17 protein-coding genes are annotated in these 16,221 nt (G+C 65.6%); 14 read left to right on the top strand and 3 right to left on the bottom strand.

Translation table 11 applies throughout. The annotated features are described in order from the left end of the window. The first annotated feature begins 39 nt into the window (after positions 1-39). From ACZY0Q_RS14080 to ACZY0Q_RS14095, 4 genes are all read left to right on the top strand, one after another. Positions 40-1,227: a glycoside hydrolase family 76 protein gene (locus ACZY0Q_RS14080; RefSeq protein WP_463917765.1), complete on the top strand. Its 1,188-nt coding sequence runs from the start codon at positions 40-42 to the stop codon at positions 1,225-1,227. 162 nt (positions 1,228-1,389) lie between these two features. After that, entirely contained in the window at positions 1,390-2,445 is a 1,056-nt protein-coding gene (locus ACZY0Q_RS14085) for an iron ABC transporter substrate-binding protein (RefSeq protein WP_463917766.1), read from the top strand. Positions 2,446-2,490: 45 nt separating this feature from the next. Beyond that, on the top strand, positions 2,491-4,029 hold the full coding sequence (locus tag ACZY0Q_RS14090) for an ABC transporter permease (RefSeq protein WP_463917768.1): 1,539 nt from the start codon (positions 2,491-2,493) through the stop codon (positions 4,027-4,029). After that, the gene (locus tag ACZY0Q_RS14095; protein ID WP_463917769.1) at positions 4,026-5,183 is read left to right on the top strand and encodes an ABC transporter ATP-binding protein; all 1,158 of its coding nucleotides are present in this window, start codon (positions 4,026-4,028) and stop codon (positions 5,181-5,183) included. Before ACZY0Q_RS14090 ends, ACZY0Q_RS14095 begins: the two co-directional genes overlap by 4 nt. A gap of 54 nt (positions 5,184-5,237) precedes the next feature. Here the strand turns inward: ACZY0Q_RS14095 and ACZY0Q_RS14100 are convergent, their stop codons facing one another. After that, on the bottom strand, positions 5,238-5,846 hold the full coding sequence (locus ACZY0Q_RS14100; protein WP_463917771.1) for a YdeI/OmpD-associated family protein: 609 nt from the start codon (positions 5,844-5,846) through the stop codon (positions 5,238-5,240). A gap of 78 nt (positions 5,847-5,924) precedes the next feature. On the opposite strand from ACZY0Q_RS14100, the gene ACZY0Q_RS14105 reads away from it, so the two are divergent. From ACZY0Q_RS14105 to ACZY0Q_RS14130, 6 genes are all read left to right on the top strand, one after another. Next, the gene (locus ACZY0Q_RS14105; protein WP_463917772.1) at positions 5,925-6,674 is read left to right on the top strand and encodes a VOC family protein; all 750 of its coding nucleotides are present in this window, start codon (positions 5,925-5,927) and stop codon (positions 6,672-6,674) included. 110 nt (positions 6,675-6,784) lie between these two features. Further along, complete coding sequence (locus ACZY0Q_RS14110; protein WP_463917773.1) at positions 6,785-7,324, top strand: NUDIX hydrolase family protein; 540 nt, start codon at positions 6,785-6,787, stop codon at positions 7,322-7,324. A gap of 86 nt (positions 7,325-7,410) precedes the next feature. Continuing rightward, positions 7,411-8,463 carry a DUF6707 family protein gene (locus ACZY0Q_RS14115; protein ID WP_463917775.1) on the top strand — a complete coding sequence of 351 codons (1,053 nt, stop codon included), beginning with the start codon at positions 7,411-7,413 and terminating at the stop codon, positions 8,461-8,463. Between the two features lie 62 nt (positions 8,464-8,525). Beyond that, complete coding sequence (locus ACZY0Q_RS14120; RefSeq protein ID WP_463917776.1) at positions 8,526-9,251, top strand: SRPBCC family protein; 726 nt, start codon at positions 8,526-8,528, stop codon at positions 9,249-9,251. A 33-nt stretch (positions 9,252-9,284) separates the two neighbouring features. Continuing rightward, positions 9,285-10,586: a tRNA guanosine(34) transglycosylase Tgt gene (gene tgt, locus ACZY0Q_RS14125; protein WP_463917778.1), complete on the top strand. Its 1,302-nt coding sequence runs from the start codon at positions 9,285-9,287 to the stop codon at positions 10,584-10,586. 152 nt (positions 10,587-10,738) lie between these two features. Next, a complete protein-coding gene (locus tag ACZY0Q_RS14130) occupies positions 10,739-11,680 on the top strand; it encodes a type IV toxin-antitoxin system AbiEi family antitoxin domain-containing protein (protein WP_463917780.1) in 942 nt (313 codons plus the stop codon). Positions 11,681-11,778: 98 nt separating this feature from the next. Here the strand turns inward: ACZY0Q_RS14130 and ACZY0Q_RS14135 are convergent, their stop codons facing one another. Then, positions 11,779-12,495, bottom strand: coding sequence for a queuosine precursor transporter (locus ACZY0Q_RS14135; RefSeq protein WP_463917781.1), 717 nt, complete (start codon positions 12,493-12,495; stop codon positions 11,779-11,781). Between the two features lie 202 nt (positions 12,496-12,697). On the opposite strand from ACZY0Q_RS14135, the gene ACZY0Q_RS14140 reads away from it, so the two are divergent. Genes ACZY0Q_RS14140 through ACZY0Q_RS14155 form a run of 4 tightly spaced genes read left to right on the top strand, consistent with a single transcriptional unit; the run spans position 12,698 to position 15,601 of the window. Beyond that, positions 12,698-13,354, top strand: coding sequence for a TetR/AcrR family transcriptional regulator (locus ACZY0Q_RS14140; RefSeq protein ID WP_463918653.1), 657 nt, complete (start codon positions 12,698-12,700; stop codon positions 13,352-13,354). 29 nt (positions 13,355-13,383) lie between these two features. Further along, positions 13,384-14,301, top strand: a complete 918-nt coding sequence (locus ACZY0Q_RS14145; protein ID WP_463917783.1) for a TIGR01777 family oxidoreductase — start codon at positions 13,384-13,386, stop codon at positions 14,299-14,301. Beyond that, positions 14,298-14,708, top strand: a complete 411-nt coding sequence (locus tag ACZY0Q_RS14150) for a hypothetical protein (protein ID WP_463917784.1) — start codon at positions 14,298-14,300, stop codon at positions 14,706-14,708. The genes ACZY0Q_RS14145 and ACZY0Q_RS14150 overlap by 4 nt, the downstream gene beginning before the upstream one ends. Beyond that, positions 14,705-15,601, top strand: a complete 897-nt coding sequence (locus ACZY0Q_RS14155; protein ID WP_463917786.1) for a hydroxymethylpyrimidine/phosphomethylpyrimidine kinase — start codon at positions 14,705-14,707, stop codon at positions 15,599-15,601. Before ACZY0Q_RS14150 ends, ACZY0Q_RS14155 begins: the two co-directional genes overlap by 4 nt. Here the strand turns inward: ACZY0Q_RS14155 and ACZY0Q_RS14160 are convergent. Next, the gene (locus tag ACZY0Q_RS14160) at positions 15,598-16,065 is read right to left on the bottom strand and encodes a hypothetical protein (protein ID WP_463917787.1); all 468 of its coding nucleotides are present in this window, start codon (positions 16,063-16,065) and stop codon (positions 15,598-15,600) included. The two genes, ACZY0Q_RS14155 and ACZY0Q_RS14160, sit on opposite strands and share 4 nt — an antisense overlap. Positions 16,066-16,221: the final 156 nt, after the last annotated feature.

Raw genomic sequence — 16,221 nt, forward strand, 5'->3', positions numbered from 1 at the left:
ACTGAAAATCCTGCGGGCCGCACCCACTAGGCTGAACGGATGACCATGCCGGATGCCGAACCCGCCGACTGGCAGGACCGGGCCAACATGGCGGCCCGCTCCGTCACCGGACTCTTCGGCCGGCGGCTGCTCTTCCTGCCGGGAACCCACCTCGCCGCCGTGCAATGGCCGTCAAAACACCTGAAGAACCTCCTCCGCCCGTGGCACTACTGGTGGCAGGCACACTACGTGGACTGCCTGGTGGACGCCGGACGCCGAGAACTGGGCAACGGAGCCACCCCCGCGGCAAGGTTCAACGGCCCGCATCACCCCAGCGCCGGCAGGCTCGCGTCCAGGCTGGTCACGGGCATCCGGCTGCGCAACGCCTTCACTTTCGTCAACAACTACTACGACGACATGGCCTGGCTGGCGCTGGCGACGCACCGCCTGCAAACTCTGGCCAAGGAGACGCGCAAACCCGGACGCCGCCGCAACGCCAGGGTCCAGAAGACCCTCACCCTCCAGTTCGATTCCGCCTCCACCGATGACCTGGGCGGCGGGACCTTCTGGAGCAAAAAGCGCGACTTCAAGAACACCCCGGCCACCGCCCCCGTGGCGCTCTACTACGCCCGGACAGGCCAGCAAACCAAGGCGCAGCAGCTGATGGACTGGCTCAATGCCGTGCTGTTCGACGAGCACCAGGGCCTCTATATCGACGGGGCGCGGCTCAGCGCGGCCGGCGAAGTGGTGGTGGAGAACACCATCTACACCTACAACCAAGGCCCCGTACTGGGAGCCCTGCTGGAGCTCGGCGGTGACGCCAACCTCGCCCGGGCCTCGGCGGTTATTGACGGCGTAGCCCAGCATCTGACGGTGCAACCCACAGCGCCGGGCAGCTCCCCGCGCATCCTCCGCTGCGATGGAACGGGCGACGGCGGACTCTTCACCGGAATTCTCTGCCGGTACCTGGCACTCGCCGCCGTCGATACCCGGCTTCCGCAGTCCGCCCGGAACACCGCTACGGAGCTCGTGACTGCTACCGCCGACGCCTTCTGGGCGGGCCGCCGGCCGGCGGGAGCCGGGGCGACCACCGGCACGCCGGGACATGTCCTCTTTTCCGTCCACGCGGCACAGCCGGCGGACACCACCTACCCGCCAGGTGCCGCCGTCGAGCTTTCCACCCAGCTGCAGGCCTGGATGGTGCTGGAAGCCGCCGCGGCCATTCAGCAGAAAACGCCAACCAATTAGGTCACGCAACAGTTGCGTAATGCATGTGATCCTTATCACTTAAGGGCCGTGCCGCTTGGTGTCTTAGGTTTGGCTAACCTACAGTTTCTCGAGTGAGCCAACCCTAACTCCAGGCTCGCCGGGACCGACGGTCCACACACTTTTTCCCAGAAAGTAGCCCCCATGAAGATCCGCAACAGCGCCCTGGCCGGCATCGCACTCGCCGCCACCGCAGCCCTCGGACTGACCGCCTGCGGCGGCAGCACCTCCCCGGCAGCCACCGGTTCCGCCTCTGCCGACGCAAAGGTGTCCGGCGAGATCACGGTCTACAACGCACAGCACGAATCCATGACCAAGGCCTGGGTGGAAGAGTTCACCAAGGAGACCGGCGTCAAGGTGACCCTCCGTCAGGGCAAGGACACAGAGATGTCCAACCAGATCATCCAGGAGGGCGACAAGTCCCCGGCTGACGTCTTCATCACCGAGAACTCCCCCGCCATGACCCAGGTGGAAAACGCAGGCCTGTTCGCCGATCTCACCGACGAGGTCAAGAAGCAGGTTCCGGCCGAGTACCGCCCGTCCACCAACAAGTGGACCGGCGTCGCAGCCCGCTCCACCGTGTTCGTGTACAACAAGGAAAAGCTCACCGAAGATCAGCTGCCCAAGTCCCTCTCTGACCTCGCCGGTCCCGAGTGGAAGGGCCGCTGGGGCGCATCGCCGTCCGGCGCCGACTTCCAGGCGATCGTATCCGCCTACCTTGAACTCAAGGGCGAGGCCGAAACCGAGAAGTGGCTCACGGCCATGAAGGAAAACTTCAAGGGCTACCAGGGCAACGGTGCGGTCATGAAGGCTGTCAACGCCGGTGAAATCGAAGGTGGCGTTATTTACCACTACTACTACTTCGGTGACCAGGCCAAGACCGGCGAGAACTCCAAGAACGTGGCCAGCCACTACTTCAAGAACCAGGATCCGGGCGCGTTTGTCTCCGTATCCGGCGGTGGCGTGCTGAAGTCCTCCAAGAACAAGGCCGCTGCCGACGCGTTCCTCGCCTTCATCACGAGCAAGAAGGGCCAGGAGCAGCTGCAGACGGGCAAGGACTTCGAGTACACCGTGGGCGCCGGCGTGGCATCCAACGACAAGTTGGTTCCGCTGGCCGAACTTCAGGCTCCGAAGGTTGACTCCTCCAAGCTGAACTCCAAAAAGGTCACGGAACTGATGACCAAGGCCGGTCTGCTCTAACAATTGGTTTCATCCCCAGCATTAGCCGCCAAATCGGCTTCATCCATGGCGGGCAAGGGCAACAGCCCTCGCCCGCCATTGGTGGTTGCGCTCCTGGCCACACTGCTGGCTCTGTTCGCACTCATCCCGTTGGGCTATGTCATCTACATGACAGCGGTTACCGGCTGGGATACCAGCATTGAGCTGATCTTCCGCCCCCGGGTGGGCGAGCTGCTGGTCAACACCCTCCTGCTGATGCTCATCGTGGTGCCCGCAACCCTGGTGGTCGGCGTGGGCGGCGCGTGGCTGGTGGAACGCACCAAGCTGCGGGGCCACAAGTGGTGGGCCGTGCTCCTGGCGGCGCCGCTGGCCATTCCCGCGTTTGTGAACAGCTACGCCTGGGTGTCCGCCATCCCCGCCCTGGAAGGCGTCTGGTCAGGCGCGCTGATCGCCACTCTCTCTTACTTCCCGCTGGTCTACATTCCGGCCGCGGCCACGCTCAGCCGGCTGGATCCGGCCATCGAGCAGTCGGCGGCGTCCCTGGGTCTGGGCCCGTGGCGGGTCTTCTTCCGCGTGGTGCTGCCCCAGCTGCGTATCGCCGTCACCGGCGGCGCCCTGCTGGTGGGCCTGCATCTGCTGGCCGAGTACGGCGCCTTCGCGATGATCCGCTTTGAGACGTTTACGACGGCGATCATGCAGCAGTACGCTTCCACGTTCAACGGCACGGCGGGAAATATGCTGGCCAGCGTCCTGGTGTTCTTCTGCCTGATCCTCCTGGTACTGGAGGTCCGCAGCCGCGGCACGGCCCGCTACGCACGGATCGGCTCCGGCGCCCAGTCCAAGCCCCTGCGGCTCCCCCTGCACCGCTACCAGATTCCTGCCCAGCTCGGACTCCTGGCGCTCACTGTCTTGGCGTTCGGCCTGCCGCTGTGGCTTGTGATCCGCTGGATCGTGGCCGGCGGTGCCGAGATCTGGGATGTGGAGGAGTTTGTCCCCGCGCTGCTGCAGACGCTGGGACTGGGCCTTGCCGGCGCAGTGGCCGCCACCGTCGTCGCGTTCCCCATGGCGTACCTGGCCGTCCGGCATCCGGGCTGGTTCAGCAAATCCTTGGAGCTCTCCAACTACATCACCAGTTCCATGCCCGGCATTGTGGTGGGCCTGGCCTTCGTCACCGTGGCCATCAACGTGGCCCCGGGCATCTACCAGACCACCGGCCTGCTCGTGGCCGCGTACGTACTGCTGTTCATTCCGCGCGCATTGGTGAACATCCGCGCCGGGCTGGCACAGGCCCCAAAGGAACTCGACGAAGCGGCCCGCGCCCTGGGCAGGACCCCTTTCAATGCCTTCCTGAAGATCACGTTACGGCTCACGGCTCCCGCGGCCGCCGGTGGCGCAGCGCTGGTGTTCCTGGCCGTAGTGACCGAACTGACCGCCACGCTGCTGCTCTCCCCCAACGGGACAACAACCCTGGCGAGCGCGTTCTGGAGCAAGAGCAGCGAAATCGACTACGCCGGGGCAGCCCCGTATGCCCTGCTGATGATCCTGCTCTCGGCACCCATGACTTACCTTCTCTTCCAGCAGTCCAAGAAAGTGGCCGGACAGTGACCGAACAATCCCCCGCCAGGCTTCCGGAACCGCGGATCGCGCCGTCGGTGGCACCCACCACCAACAGCCACCTGCAGATCACCGACGCCACCAAGAACTTCGGTTCCCAGGCCGTCCTCAAAGGCGTCAACCTGTCTGTGGCCAAGGGCGGGACCACCGCCATTGTGGGGCCCTCCGGCTCCGGCAAGACCACCTTGCTGCGGCTGATCGCCGGCTTTGAGCACCCCGACACCGGCAGCATCTCGCTCAACGGCGCCAAGGTGGCGGGCGACGGCGTGTGGTTGCCCGCGCACAAGCGCCAGGTGGGGTACGTGGCCCAGGACGGGGCGCTTTTCCCGCACCTGACGGTGGGTCAGAACATTGCGTTCGGCCTGGACACGGCCAAGCTGGCGGGCGGCCGCCGGGCGGCGGCGGCCCGGATCAGCGAGCTGCTGGACATGGTCTCCCTGGATGCATCGATGGCCAAACGGCGGCCGCACCAGCTCTCCGGCGGGCAACAGCAGCGAGTGGCCTTGGCCCGCGCGCTGGCCCGCGAACCCGAACTGATGCTGCTGGACGAGCCTTTTTCCGCCCTCGACGCCGGCCTGCGCGTCGCGACCCGGCGGGCCGTGGCCAAGGTCCTCAACAAAGCCGGCGTCACCACCATCCTGGTCACCCACGACCAGGCCGAAGCCCTGTCGTTCGCGGACCAGGTGGCGGTGATGCGCGGCGGCAAGCTGGCCCAGATCGGCAACCCGTTTGTGGTCTACACCCGCCCCGCAGACCGCGCCACCGCAGAGTTCCTGGGCGACGCCGTCATCCTGGACGCCTGGATGGAAGGCTCGCTGGCCACGTGCTCACTGGGCGGAATTCCCGTGCGCCGCCCGCCTGCCCAGGGCAGGGTGCAGCTGATGCTGCGTCCGGAGCAGATCCGCATTGCCGAGGATGGCCCCATCCGCGGCGTGGTGGTGGACACCGACTACTTCGGCCCGGAAACCACCGTGCGCCTCAAGCTCTCTGTGCCGCCTGAACTGGCTGGCCGCATCGACCACCGCTACCCCGGCGGCGGCGAGGTCATCACCATCCGGCACTGGAACGCCTCCATCGCCCGTCCGGGCATGGAACTCTGCCTGCGGGTGGTGGGCGAAGCCGTCGCGTTCCCCCACGACGACTAAGCCCAACTGAGTAGCAGCAACTGTCGTTATGAGCCCCCAAAACGACAGTTACTGCTACTCAGTTGGGTTGGGCGGGGGCTTCTTCTTCTGCGGATACGGCGCCTCGCCCCTTGCCAGCATCTCCACAAAGCCGGCGATTTTCCGTTCCCGCGTGGACGCCTGCTTCACCGAATTCGTCCGGTAGATCAGGGCATACCGGTTCACTGAGGTGAGGACGTCGAACATGGCCTGGGCCGCGGGGACCGCAGCGATCGCTGCGGCCAGGTCCGGCGGGACTTCCGCCGTCGCCTGTCCCACGTAGGCTGCCTCCCAGCGTCCGTCCGCTTTGGCGGCGTCGACGGCAGCGCGGCCCGCGGCGGTCATCCTGCCGGCGGCCTCGAGCTTCCCGATGCGGTCCACATTCCGTGCCGACCAGACGCTCTTCGGGCCGCGGCGGGTCATCCGTTGGAAGGAGCTGTCGTCGTCGCGTCGCTTGCCCTGACCGTCGATCCAGCCAAAGCACAGCGCCTCCTGCAGCGCGGCTTCGTAGTCCAGCTCAGTGGTGTTGCCGCCCTTCTTGTGCAGCACCAGCCACACACCAGGGCTGGCGTTATGGTTGGCTTCCAGCCACAGCCGCCACTCCGCCGCGTCCGCTACCAGCAGTTCCTCGAGTTCAATGGCCATGGCCCTATTCTGCCTGCCTTCCGCTGGAAGTGGCATGATGGCCGTAGCCGAGCTTTCCCTGTTTCGAGGAGGAACCCAATGCTGCGTGTCCGTCCCGTCCATTTCACCTCCCAGCCGGACCGTTGGGAGCAGCTCCTCACGGCCCTGGGCCTGGCCAAGACCGTTGATCAGGGTCCGTGGCTGGAGTTCGACTCCGGGTCCGGCCGGCTGGCCCTGCATCTGGCCGACGTCGGGGCCACGGATGACGGCACAACGACCCTCGGCGTCGAGGTGGGCGATCTGGCCGAATTCGCCTGCCGCACCGCACTGGCCGCGGAAGAATCCGGAAATACCGTCGCCGAGCTCATCGCCGCTGACCATGGCGAGTCCTGCCGCATCACCGGCCGGGACGGCTTCAGCTTCCTGGCGGACAAAGGTGCGCGGGAGCCAAACTCGGCGGACGCTGATCCGGCACTGACCGTCGTCGGGGTCTGGTTTACGTCGGATCCCGGCGCCGCCGCGGTGACGCTGCAGGACATCGGTGCCAGGTTCCGCCCCGTCCCGGACGCCGACGAAACCGCCGACTTCACCACCAAAAACGGCGGGGTGCTGATGGTGCGCCCGGCGTCCGGCCCGCCGCGGTCAGGCCTGGGATTCGAGTACGACGGCGATCTGGGCGCCTTGCGGGACCGGCTCACCGCCGCCGGGCTGGACGTGAGCGAGACCGAGGAAGCCTTTGGCCGGACCCTGCACGTGGCCAACCCAGACGCCGCAGGCACTACCGCTGCCACACCCGCCCCGCATGTCCCGCCCACTCTCTGGATCTCACAGCGCCTCGCCGCAGAGTGAACCAGCCGAGGGTGAGATTTCGGCGCTTTGCACGGCGCTTTGCGCGACGCTTTACGCTGAGAGCTCACCCCTCAGCGGTCCCCGGTCCTCCGATGAGGTAGAACTTAACCATGAACGTTCGCACTCCTGACCCCAATCCCGGCTGGCTCTCCGAAGAAGACCTTTTTGAGGCCCGGGGGAGGCTCCCCATGATCTATGTGGAGGCCGTGCCGGTAAGGCTGGATCCGCTGGGTTTTGTGAACGAGGTTGGCACGCTGCTCCAGGCCGATGAAGACGGAAACATGATCCGGTCGCTGGTTTCGGGGCGCGTGATCTACCGCGAGACCATCCGCGCGGCGCTCCTGCGCCACATGGAAAAGGACCTGGGACCGCTCGCTTTTCCGCAGCTCCCCATCAGCCCGGTCCCCTTCACGGTGGCCGAATATTTCCCGGCCCCGTCCCAGACCGGCTTCACCGACGAGCGCCAGCACGCGGTGTCCCTGGCGTACGTCATCCCCGTGACGGGCGAATGCGAGCCCCGCCAGGATGCCCTGGAACTGACGTGGATGACTCCGGCCGAAGTGCTCAGCGCCGGCGTCCAGCTCGAATTCAGCGGCGGCCGCGGCGCCCTGGTCCGCCAGGCCCTGGCCTTTGCCGGAGTGGGTCACTGACGCCCGCGGGATCCCCGGCGTCCCCGACTTCCGGCGCCCCGCTTTGTAGACTGTAGGGCGGACCGCAAGAGAACTTAAGGACTCCCATGACCGAAAACCCAGCCGCCCGGCACTACAGCGAACAGCAGGCTGGATCTCTGACCACCGGCGATCAGCTCCTTCTCCCGGACGGTGAACGTACCGCCGAAATTCAGCATGTGGAGTTTGAACAGGATGATTTCGGGACCCCGGCGGTGGTTCTGGCAAACCTCACCGGCGGCGGCACGCTCCGCATCGCCGCCGGGTCCACCGTCAAGATCCTGGACACAACAGTCCTGGTCATCACGGTTCCGGACACGACCCAGCAGGGCGCAAGCCTTCGGGATGCAACGCCCGACGCCGTCACGCAGCTGCCGGTCTCGGCGCAACCCCCTGCCGAACAGCCCCAGCGCACCGGCGAAGGGGAGGCAGCCCCGGCGGCTCCCGCCGTCGTCGTACCTCCCCTGCCGGCCATCCCGCCCGCGGCGAGCGGACCCTCCGCGGAAGAACTGGCGCAGATTCCGGCGCCGCAGGGCACCCCGGAAGCGGTGGTGGAGGCTGCCGCGGAAGCCCACCCGGACGCCGTTGGTGTGCTGCTGCTGGCGGACAAGCTGGCCAAGGGCATCAACTTCAAGTCCGGCAGCTGCCTCAAGGATCTCAGCGACCTCGCCCACGAACTGTTCATCACACTGAAGGATCCGGACGGGGCGCTCACGGTGGCGGACCTGCTCAACGTCCTGCCGTTCGACGGCAACCCGGGCCGGTGGGCGTCCGTGGAGGCGTCGCTGGCCTTGTCCAGCTTCATCTGCCGCCAGGAACGGGAGGAGGAGCGCGCCGAAGTCTATGAAAAGCTGCTGCGTTTGCCCGAAAACCAGGAAACGGACCCGTTCAAGGCGCGGATGAACGCCAAGGTGCGCCAGCGTTCGCTGAACGAACCCAACCTGTACGACAAAGAGATCTTCCGCTCGATCGACAACTCCAACCATGAGGCTGAGCGGGAGTGGCGGCTGCTGCGCCTCGAATCCCTGCTTTTCCTGCGGGCGCACGGCGGGTCTGAGACGATCGGTGTGGGCGAACTCCAGCGCCGGATCAGCAACGAACTCGAGGCCGTCCGAGCGTGAGCTTGTCCGGGTGGGGGAATTACCCCCTACCCGGGGCAGCGCCCGCGTTGTAGATTCGGGCTATGACGAACAATCTGAGCGTGGTGATAAATGCTGACGCGCCGCAGGTCTGGACCATGCTGCGTGAACCGGCCAAAGTGGCCCAGTGGCACGGCTGGGAGGCCGATGAACTGGCTGATGAGATTGACGGGATCTACTTCAGCAGCAACGTCGTTGAAGCCCCGGACCACACCAGCCTGACCACCAACGGCGGCGACGTCTTCGACCTCAAGCCGGTCTCCGCCGGGACCCAGGTCAGTGTCACGCGTGCAGCCCTGGACCACAATTCGGAATGGGCGGCCTGGGATGAGGACATCACCCAGGGCTGGCTGACGTTCCTCCAGCAGCTCCGCTTCGCGCTGGAACACCACCCGCACGGCAAACGGCACACGTTGTTCTTCGAATTTCCCGGCACCTCGGACTCCGAAATCGAAAAGCTCGGGCTGTCGGACGTGCCTGCGCCGGGTGAGCCGTACGGGCTGACGCTGGCCACCGGCGAGGAGATCACCGGGAAGGTCTGGTTCCGCAGCAACCACCAGGTGGGACTCACGGTCCACGGTTACGCGGAGCACGGGGACGGCCTGCTGATCGTGGCGGACCAGCCCGTCATTGAAGGCGTCAGGCCCCAAGGCGGCGCCATGGTGATCGCCTCGACCTTTGATTTGGGTGCCCACAAACGGGAGTCCATTCATTCGCTCTGGAACCGCTGGCGGGCTGAGAACTACCCCACATCGGACGCGGCCCACTGAGGGATCGGCGGCGTTTGCTGGCACACTGGAACCGTGCCAGCCAACCCCGCCTCCGCTCCATTTGTCTCCGCAGCTGCAGCTGACCAGTCCGAGTTCTCCTTCACCGTTGGCACCCGCCTTGCCGACAGCTGTGCGCCATCGGCCGCCCAGGTATCTGCCAACGGCGGCGAATTCCTGGGCCGCACGGGGACCATCACCACTCCGCATGGCGAGATCCGCACCCCGGCGTTCATCGCCGTCGGGACCAAGGCCACTGTGAAGTCCGTCCTGCCGGAATCCATGGCGGACCTGGGGGCACAGGCGCTTCTGGCCAACGCCTACCACCTGTACCTCCAGCCGGGCGCGGACATCCTGGACGAGGCCGGGGGGCTGGGAACGTTTATGAACTGGTCCGGGCCCACGTTTACGGACTCCGGCGGGTTCCAGGTCATGAGCCTGGGCTCCGGGTTCAAGAAGGTCATCGACATGAAATCGGTGGACACCTCTGGGCCGGACGACGCCGTCGCTCCGGGCAAAGAACGCCTGGCCCACATCGACGACGATGGTGTCTGGTTCAAATCGCATCTCAACGGCGACCGCCACCGGTTCTCCCCCGAAATTTCGATGCAGGTCCAACACCAGATCGGCGCGGACATCATGTTCGCGTTCGATGAGCTGACCACGCTGCAGAACTCCCGCGGCTATCAGGAGGAATCGCTGGAGCGCACCCGGTTGTGGGCCCTGCGCTGCCTGGAGGAGCATTTCCGGTTGACCTCCGAGCGCGTGGGGAAGCCGTACCAGGCCCTCTTCGGCGTGATCCAGGGGGCGCAGTACGAGGACCTGCGCCGGAAGGCATGCCGGGACCTTGGTGCCATGGACTTCGACGGCTACGGCATCGGCGGGGCGCTGGAGAAGGAGAACCTGGGCACGATTGTGCGCTGGTGCAACGAGGAGCTGCCAGAGGACAAGCCGAGGCACCTGCTGGGCATTTCCGAGCCGGACGATATCTTCACCGCCATCGAGAACGGCGCGGACACCTTCGACTGCGTCTCCCCCACCAGGGTGGCCCGCAACTCCGCGTTCTACACGCCGGCCGGCCGCTTCAACCTCTCCGGCGCCAAGTACAAGCGCGACTTCGGTCCGCTGCAGGACGGGTGTGACTGCTACGCGTGCGCCAACTATTCCCGGGCCTACATCCACCACCTGTTCAAGGCCAAGGAGATGGTCTCGGCCACACTGATCTCCATCCACAACGAGCGTTTTGTGGTGAAGATGGTGGACGATGCGCGGCTGGCCATCGAAGCCGGGACTTTCTTCGAGTTCAAGGCCGAGACCCTGGCGCAGTACTACTCCTGAGCACCGGCCCTGGTTCTCCGCGCCGTTTCGACGGTTCCCTGCTCACTCGACGTTCGTAACCGTCTAGGGCGCAGGGAACCGTCGAACCGGGATTGTCCACATAGCCACGCCGCTGTCTTTTCGAGGCCGGGCAACCAGCGGAGGCTGGGGGTATGTCGAACGCATCGAGCCGTGGCCTCCCGATTGGAATGGACCTGTGGCGAACCGAGGAGCTTCTCGAAGCCGGTTTGAATTCCCGCGCCATAGCCGCAACGGTACGCGCCGGCGACCTGGTCCGGCTCAGACGCGGATGCTACCTCCGAGGCACTATCTGGGCGAGGCAGAAGCCCTGGGTGCGCAGTCGGCAGCTGATCGCTGCCCATGCTCATGGAACGCTGACGACGTCGGGCGGCGGCTTTGTCTATAGCCACACCTCGGGTGCCCGGCTCCATGGGCTGTTCCTCTGGGACGTGGACGATCTCGTTCATATCACCCAGCAGACGTGTCCTTCGGGTATATCCCACGGCAAGGACGTCGTGGCACACACCCGTGTCCTAGGGGCCGAGGACATCACGTTCGTGGACGGTTTGCCTTGCACGTCGCTGGAGCGGACGGTGGTGGACTGCTGCCTCATGCTGAACTACCGGCAGGCCCTGGTGTTGATGGACCACGCCCTGCGGAAGGGTGCGGATGTGGACAAGCTCCGTGCGATGTGCGCTGCATTGACTGGAAGAAACGGAGTCCAGGCACTTCGGAGGGCCCTGGAAGACAGCGATTCCCGTTCCGAGTCTCCGGGCGAAACCCTCTCCCGCGAACTGCTCCACCGGCTCTGCATCGAGCCACCTGAGCTCCAGGTAGTCGTCTGGTCCGCGGGGGGCCAGCACCGCCTCGATTTTGCTTGGCGGGACAAGAAAGTGGCTTTGGAATTCGACGGCAGGGTGAAGTACTTCGACTTCCAGCCCACGGATGAGGCCATCTTCGCCGAACGGCAGCGCGAGAAGGCGTTGATGGCCCTTGGCTGGACATTCATCCGGATCGAGTGGAAACACCTTTTCCGCGAGCAAGAGTTCAAGATGACCGTCCTCCAGGCGATCAGGAGGCAAACTGCGGCATAGCGTCAGGTGCCAATTCGATGGTTCCCTGCCCGCTCGATGACTGCGACCGTCGTGTGGGCAGGGAACCGTCGAAACGGCGCGAAAGCAGCAGGCGGAGCCTAGACCCCGTAGCTCGGTTCGCGCTTCTTGATCCAGCCGATCACCAGGGACGTCACCGGGACGAACAGGAACTCAACCAGGGTTTTGTAGACAAAGCCCACCACCACGTAGTTCAGGAACGTACCGAAGTCCGTTATGCCGATGACGGACGCGGCGATGCTGCAGAAGATCAGGGTGTCAACGAATTCACCCGCACCAGTGGAGCTCATCAGCCGCGCCCACAGGGACTTCTCGCCGGACCGGGCCTTCATCTTTACCAGGATCCACGAGTTGATGGTCTGCCCGGCCAGGAATGCCAGGAGCGAGGCCAGCACAATCTGTGGGACCGGGCCCAGCGCACCCTCCAGGGCTGCCTGCTTGGACGTGCCGAAGTCGTCATCAAAGCCGGGCAGGGCGATGATCACCCAGTAGCAGATCGAGGCGAACACTGACAGGGCAAAGGTGGTGAAGATGGCTTTGCGTGCCACCTTGAAGCCATACACCTCGCTGATCACATCGCCCAGAATGTAGGCCAGAGGGAAGAGGAAGAAGCCGCCGTCGGTGATGATCGGACCGATCGCGACGCCCTTGGATGCGCCGATGTTCGAAAGGATCAGGACCACGGCCATAAAGGCCAGCATGATGCCGAAGTACGGCGAGCCGATCGATGCGAATTTGGCGGCTGTGCCTGCGGGGTTGGTGACGGGCAAGGCGTCACGGCCTGAGGGGGAGGGCATGGGGGTGTCCGTTCATAGTGGTTCGCTCGGCGTACCGTTCCGCAGCCAAAGTTGCGCGGGTCGCCAGCTGTATTAGCACTGTCACGCCATTCTCCCACTGAACGTGTGCAGCTCTCGCCCCGGTGTTCGCCGTCAGGTTTTGAACACGTTCAGTTCCATGTCATACTCTTTTCTGAACACGTTCAAAAACGAGGGGAATCCGGTGGCAGCCAAAAGCGAGCAGACCCGCCAGCTCCTGGCGGATGTGGCACTGCGCATGTTCCGCGAGATCGGCTTCGAGAAAACCACCATGCGGGCCATCGCAGCAGAGGCCGGCGTCTCCGTGGGTAACGCCTATTACTACTTCGAGTCCAAAGATGACCTGGTCCAGGAACTTTACGTCCAGGTCCAGGCAGAGCATGCAGCCAAGGCTGACGAGGCCCTCGAAGGCCTCAAGGACCTGGGCAGCCGCCTGAAAGCCACGCTGCACGCAGGTCTGGACGTCATGGCGCCGTACCACCGCTTCGGTGCGGATTTCGTGGCCACGGCTATCCGGCCGACGTCGCCCGTCAACCCCTTCGCGGGAGAGTCGACGGCGGCCCGCGAAGCCTCGCTGGACATCTTCCGGGCTGCGGTGGAAGGCGCCAGTCCGCCGGCGCCGAAGAAGCTGCGCGCGGATCTGCCGGAGCTGCTGTGGCTGGGCTACATGGGGATCGCGCTGTTCTGGGTGTACGACACCTCAGAAGGCCAGCGCCGCACCCGGAAACTCGTGGACGGAGCCGTCCCGCTGATCGCCCGGGGACTCTCGCTCGCAAAGATTCCCGGCGTCAACAAAGTGCTGGACGATGTCCTCAGCCTGAGCCGCAGCGTCCGCGACTGAACGCACCACCGAACACAATGGGGGAAGACATGAACAACGCAAAGACCGTGGTGCTCGCCGGAGCCTCGGGCTTCATCGGAACCTACCTCCGGGAGCGTTTCGAGCGGGACGGCTGGACGGTCCGCACCATCGGCCGCCGGGCAGCCAAGGGATCGGCTGAGTCCGCAAACTGGGACGACGACGGCGCCATCACCCGGGTGCTGGACGGCGCCAACCTGCTGGTCAACCTCGCCGGACGGTCGGTCAACTGCCGCTACAACGCGCGGAACAAGGCGGCCATCCTCGGCTCCCGCATCGCCACGACCACCGCGCTTGGCCGCGCCCTCGCACTCTGCAAGGCGCCGCCGTCCACCTGGCTCAACGCCAGCACCGGCACCATCTACCGGCACGCGGACGACCGACCCCAAACAGAGTCCGACGGCGAACTCGGCAGCGGTTTCTCCGTGGATGTGGCGCGCGCCTGGGAAGCCGCCCTGGACGAGGCCCACACACCCGCGACTCGGAAAATCCCGCTGCGGATCGCCATCGTGCTGGGGCCAGGCGGCGGCGCGCTGCGGCCCTTCGCCACCCTTGCCCGGCTCGGCCTGGGTGGGCATATGGGCCACGGGAAGCAGAAGTTCAGCTGGATCCATGTGGAGGACCTTTACCGCACTGTGCGCTTCCTGCACATACGGACGGACATCTCCGGCCCGGTGAATGTGGCCTCCCCGGATGTTGTGGACAACCGCGAACTCATGCACCTCGTCAGGCGGGCCTATGGCGCCAGGCTTGGCATCCCCACCCCGGCCGGGCTACTCAAGCTGGGCGCTGTGTTGATCCGCACAGAGACCGAGCTCGTGCTGAAAAGCCGGTGGGTACAGCCGCAGAAACTGCTGGACGCCGGGTTCATCTTCCGGGAGCCCGAGCTGGGTCGCGCGCTGCTCACCATCGCCAAAGGGACAGCATGAGCCGGCCGTACCGGGTGACGTTCGGCTCCGGAGCGTTCCTGCTGGGCGCCACCATCACCGTGCTCCTGTTCGGCTTTCCGCACGGCGCGACGGGCTACGTTTTCGGAATCCCTGCCGCCCTGCTCCTCGGCATGCCACTGGCCCTGGCGACCGGAGTCCTGATGCGGCCCGTCCGTGACCAGTGGCTTCATGTTGTGGCCATCGGCGGGGCGGGGCTGGTCACAGGCTTCCTCACCCTCCTATTCCTCACGGGAACCCACTGGCACAGCATGTGGGGACTCGTTTTGTGGACCGGATTCTGCGCCGCCGTGGGAAGGCTGGCTGTTGTGGGCCTCGTGGACACACATGACGATAGTGAACTCACCGAGCTTGTTGGCCCGACGCCGGATGGCAGGATAGTGCCATGACTTTTGCTTCAGCTGCCCTCCAGTCCCCCGTGTCCGCTCCCGCCGTCGTCCTGACCATTGCGGGGTCCGAAGCCACGGGTGGCGCCGGAGCCCAGGCCGACCTGAAGACGTTCCAGGAACTGGGCGTGTTTGGCATCGCCAACCTGACCTGCATCGTGTCCTTCGATCCGAGCGACAACTGGAACCACCGCTTTGTGCCAGTGGACCAGCAGGTGATCGCGGACCAATTGGAAGCCACGACGGCGGCCTATGGTCCGGCGTCGGGCGTCACCGGCGGAGGTGCCTCGGTCGAGTCGCCGGCGCCGGGCCGGCCTGTCCTGAACACCGTGAAGATCGGCATGCTGGGCAGCCCGGCCACCATCAGCACGGTCGCAGCAGCACTGGAAACGGGCCGGTTCCGCAATGTGGTGCTGGATCCCGTGCTGATCTGCAAAGGCCAGGAGCCGGGCCACGCGCTGGACACGGACCAGGCCCTGAAAGCGCAGATCCTGCCGCTGGCCACGTTCGTCACACCCAACCACTTCGAGGCCGAATCGTTGTCCGGCCTGGCGATCACCGACGTCGAGTCGCTAAAGGCCGCCGCTATCCGCATCCACGAGCTCAGCGGCGCTGCCGTTCTTGCCAAGGGAGGCGTGCGGCTGGCAGGTCCGGACGCCGTCGACGTTTACTACGACGGCGAGACCCTCGAAGTCCTCAGCACTCCGAAAGTGGGCGAGGTGGCCGTTTCCGGTGCCGGCTGCTCGTTGGCCGCGGCCGTGACGGCCGAACTGGCCAAGGGTGCCACGCCGCTCGAGGCTGCCCGGACGGCGAAGTCCTTTGTCACCGCAGGCATCCGCAACCGGGTGGCCTCCGGCGCACCGTTTGACGCCCTCTGGCAGGGCGGCGCGCGCTAGCGTCCTGACTCTTCCAGCTGCGCGTCAGCCACCTGCACCTCGTCCACCTGCGCGTCCGCCAACAGGGCGTCGGCCACCAGCGTGGACGTCCGCACGATGAAGGCTCGACGGCAGTCCAGGCGGTCCGGAGCGGAGCCCGCCAAGAGCGAGTCGATCTGCGGCAGCACCGTCCAGCCATCGCACAGGGTCACGATGGTGAGGACCAGGTCGGCTGCGTCCGTGCGGTCGATTCCGGGCAGAACTCTCCGCATCTGGTCCACCTTTGCGGCGCAGTGGTCCGCGCGGGTGGCCCGGTTCACGGTATTTCTCCCGCGCTCCAGGCCTTCCCAGAACAGCAACCGGGGCAAGGCACCATCCGTGGTGTGGCGGTCGAAGAGCCTGCCGGCGTAGTCTCCGACGGCCAAAGCCCCGTGGCCTTCGATGGGGACTTCTGTCATCACGCGGACCAGCTCAGCGGCCAGCACGGCGTCGAACAGCTCGTCCTTCTTGCCGAAGTACTGATAGAACTGCTCCCACGTCAGCCGTCCCGGTTCAGGTTCCGGCTCCGCCCACGCCGTCCATCCACGTCCGCGCCGTCATCACCTGGCTGGCCATCTTCCCCCTGGTCGCCCTGGGCATGA

This window comes from Pseudarthrobacter lactosi, assembly GCF_055412785.1.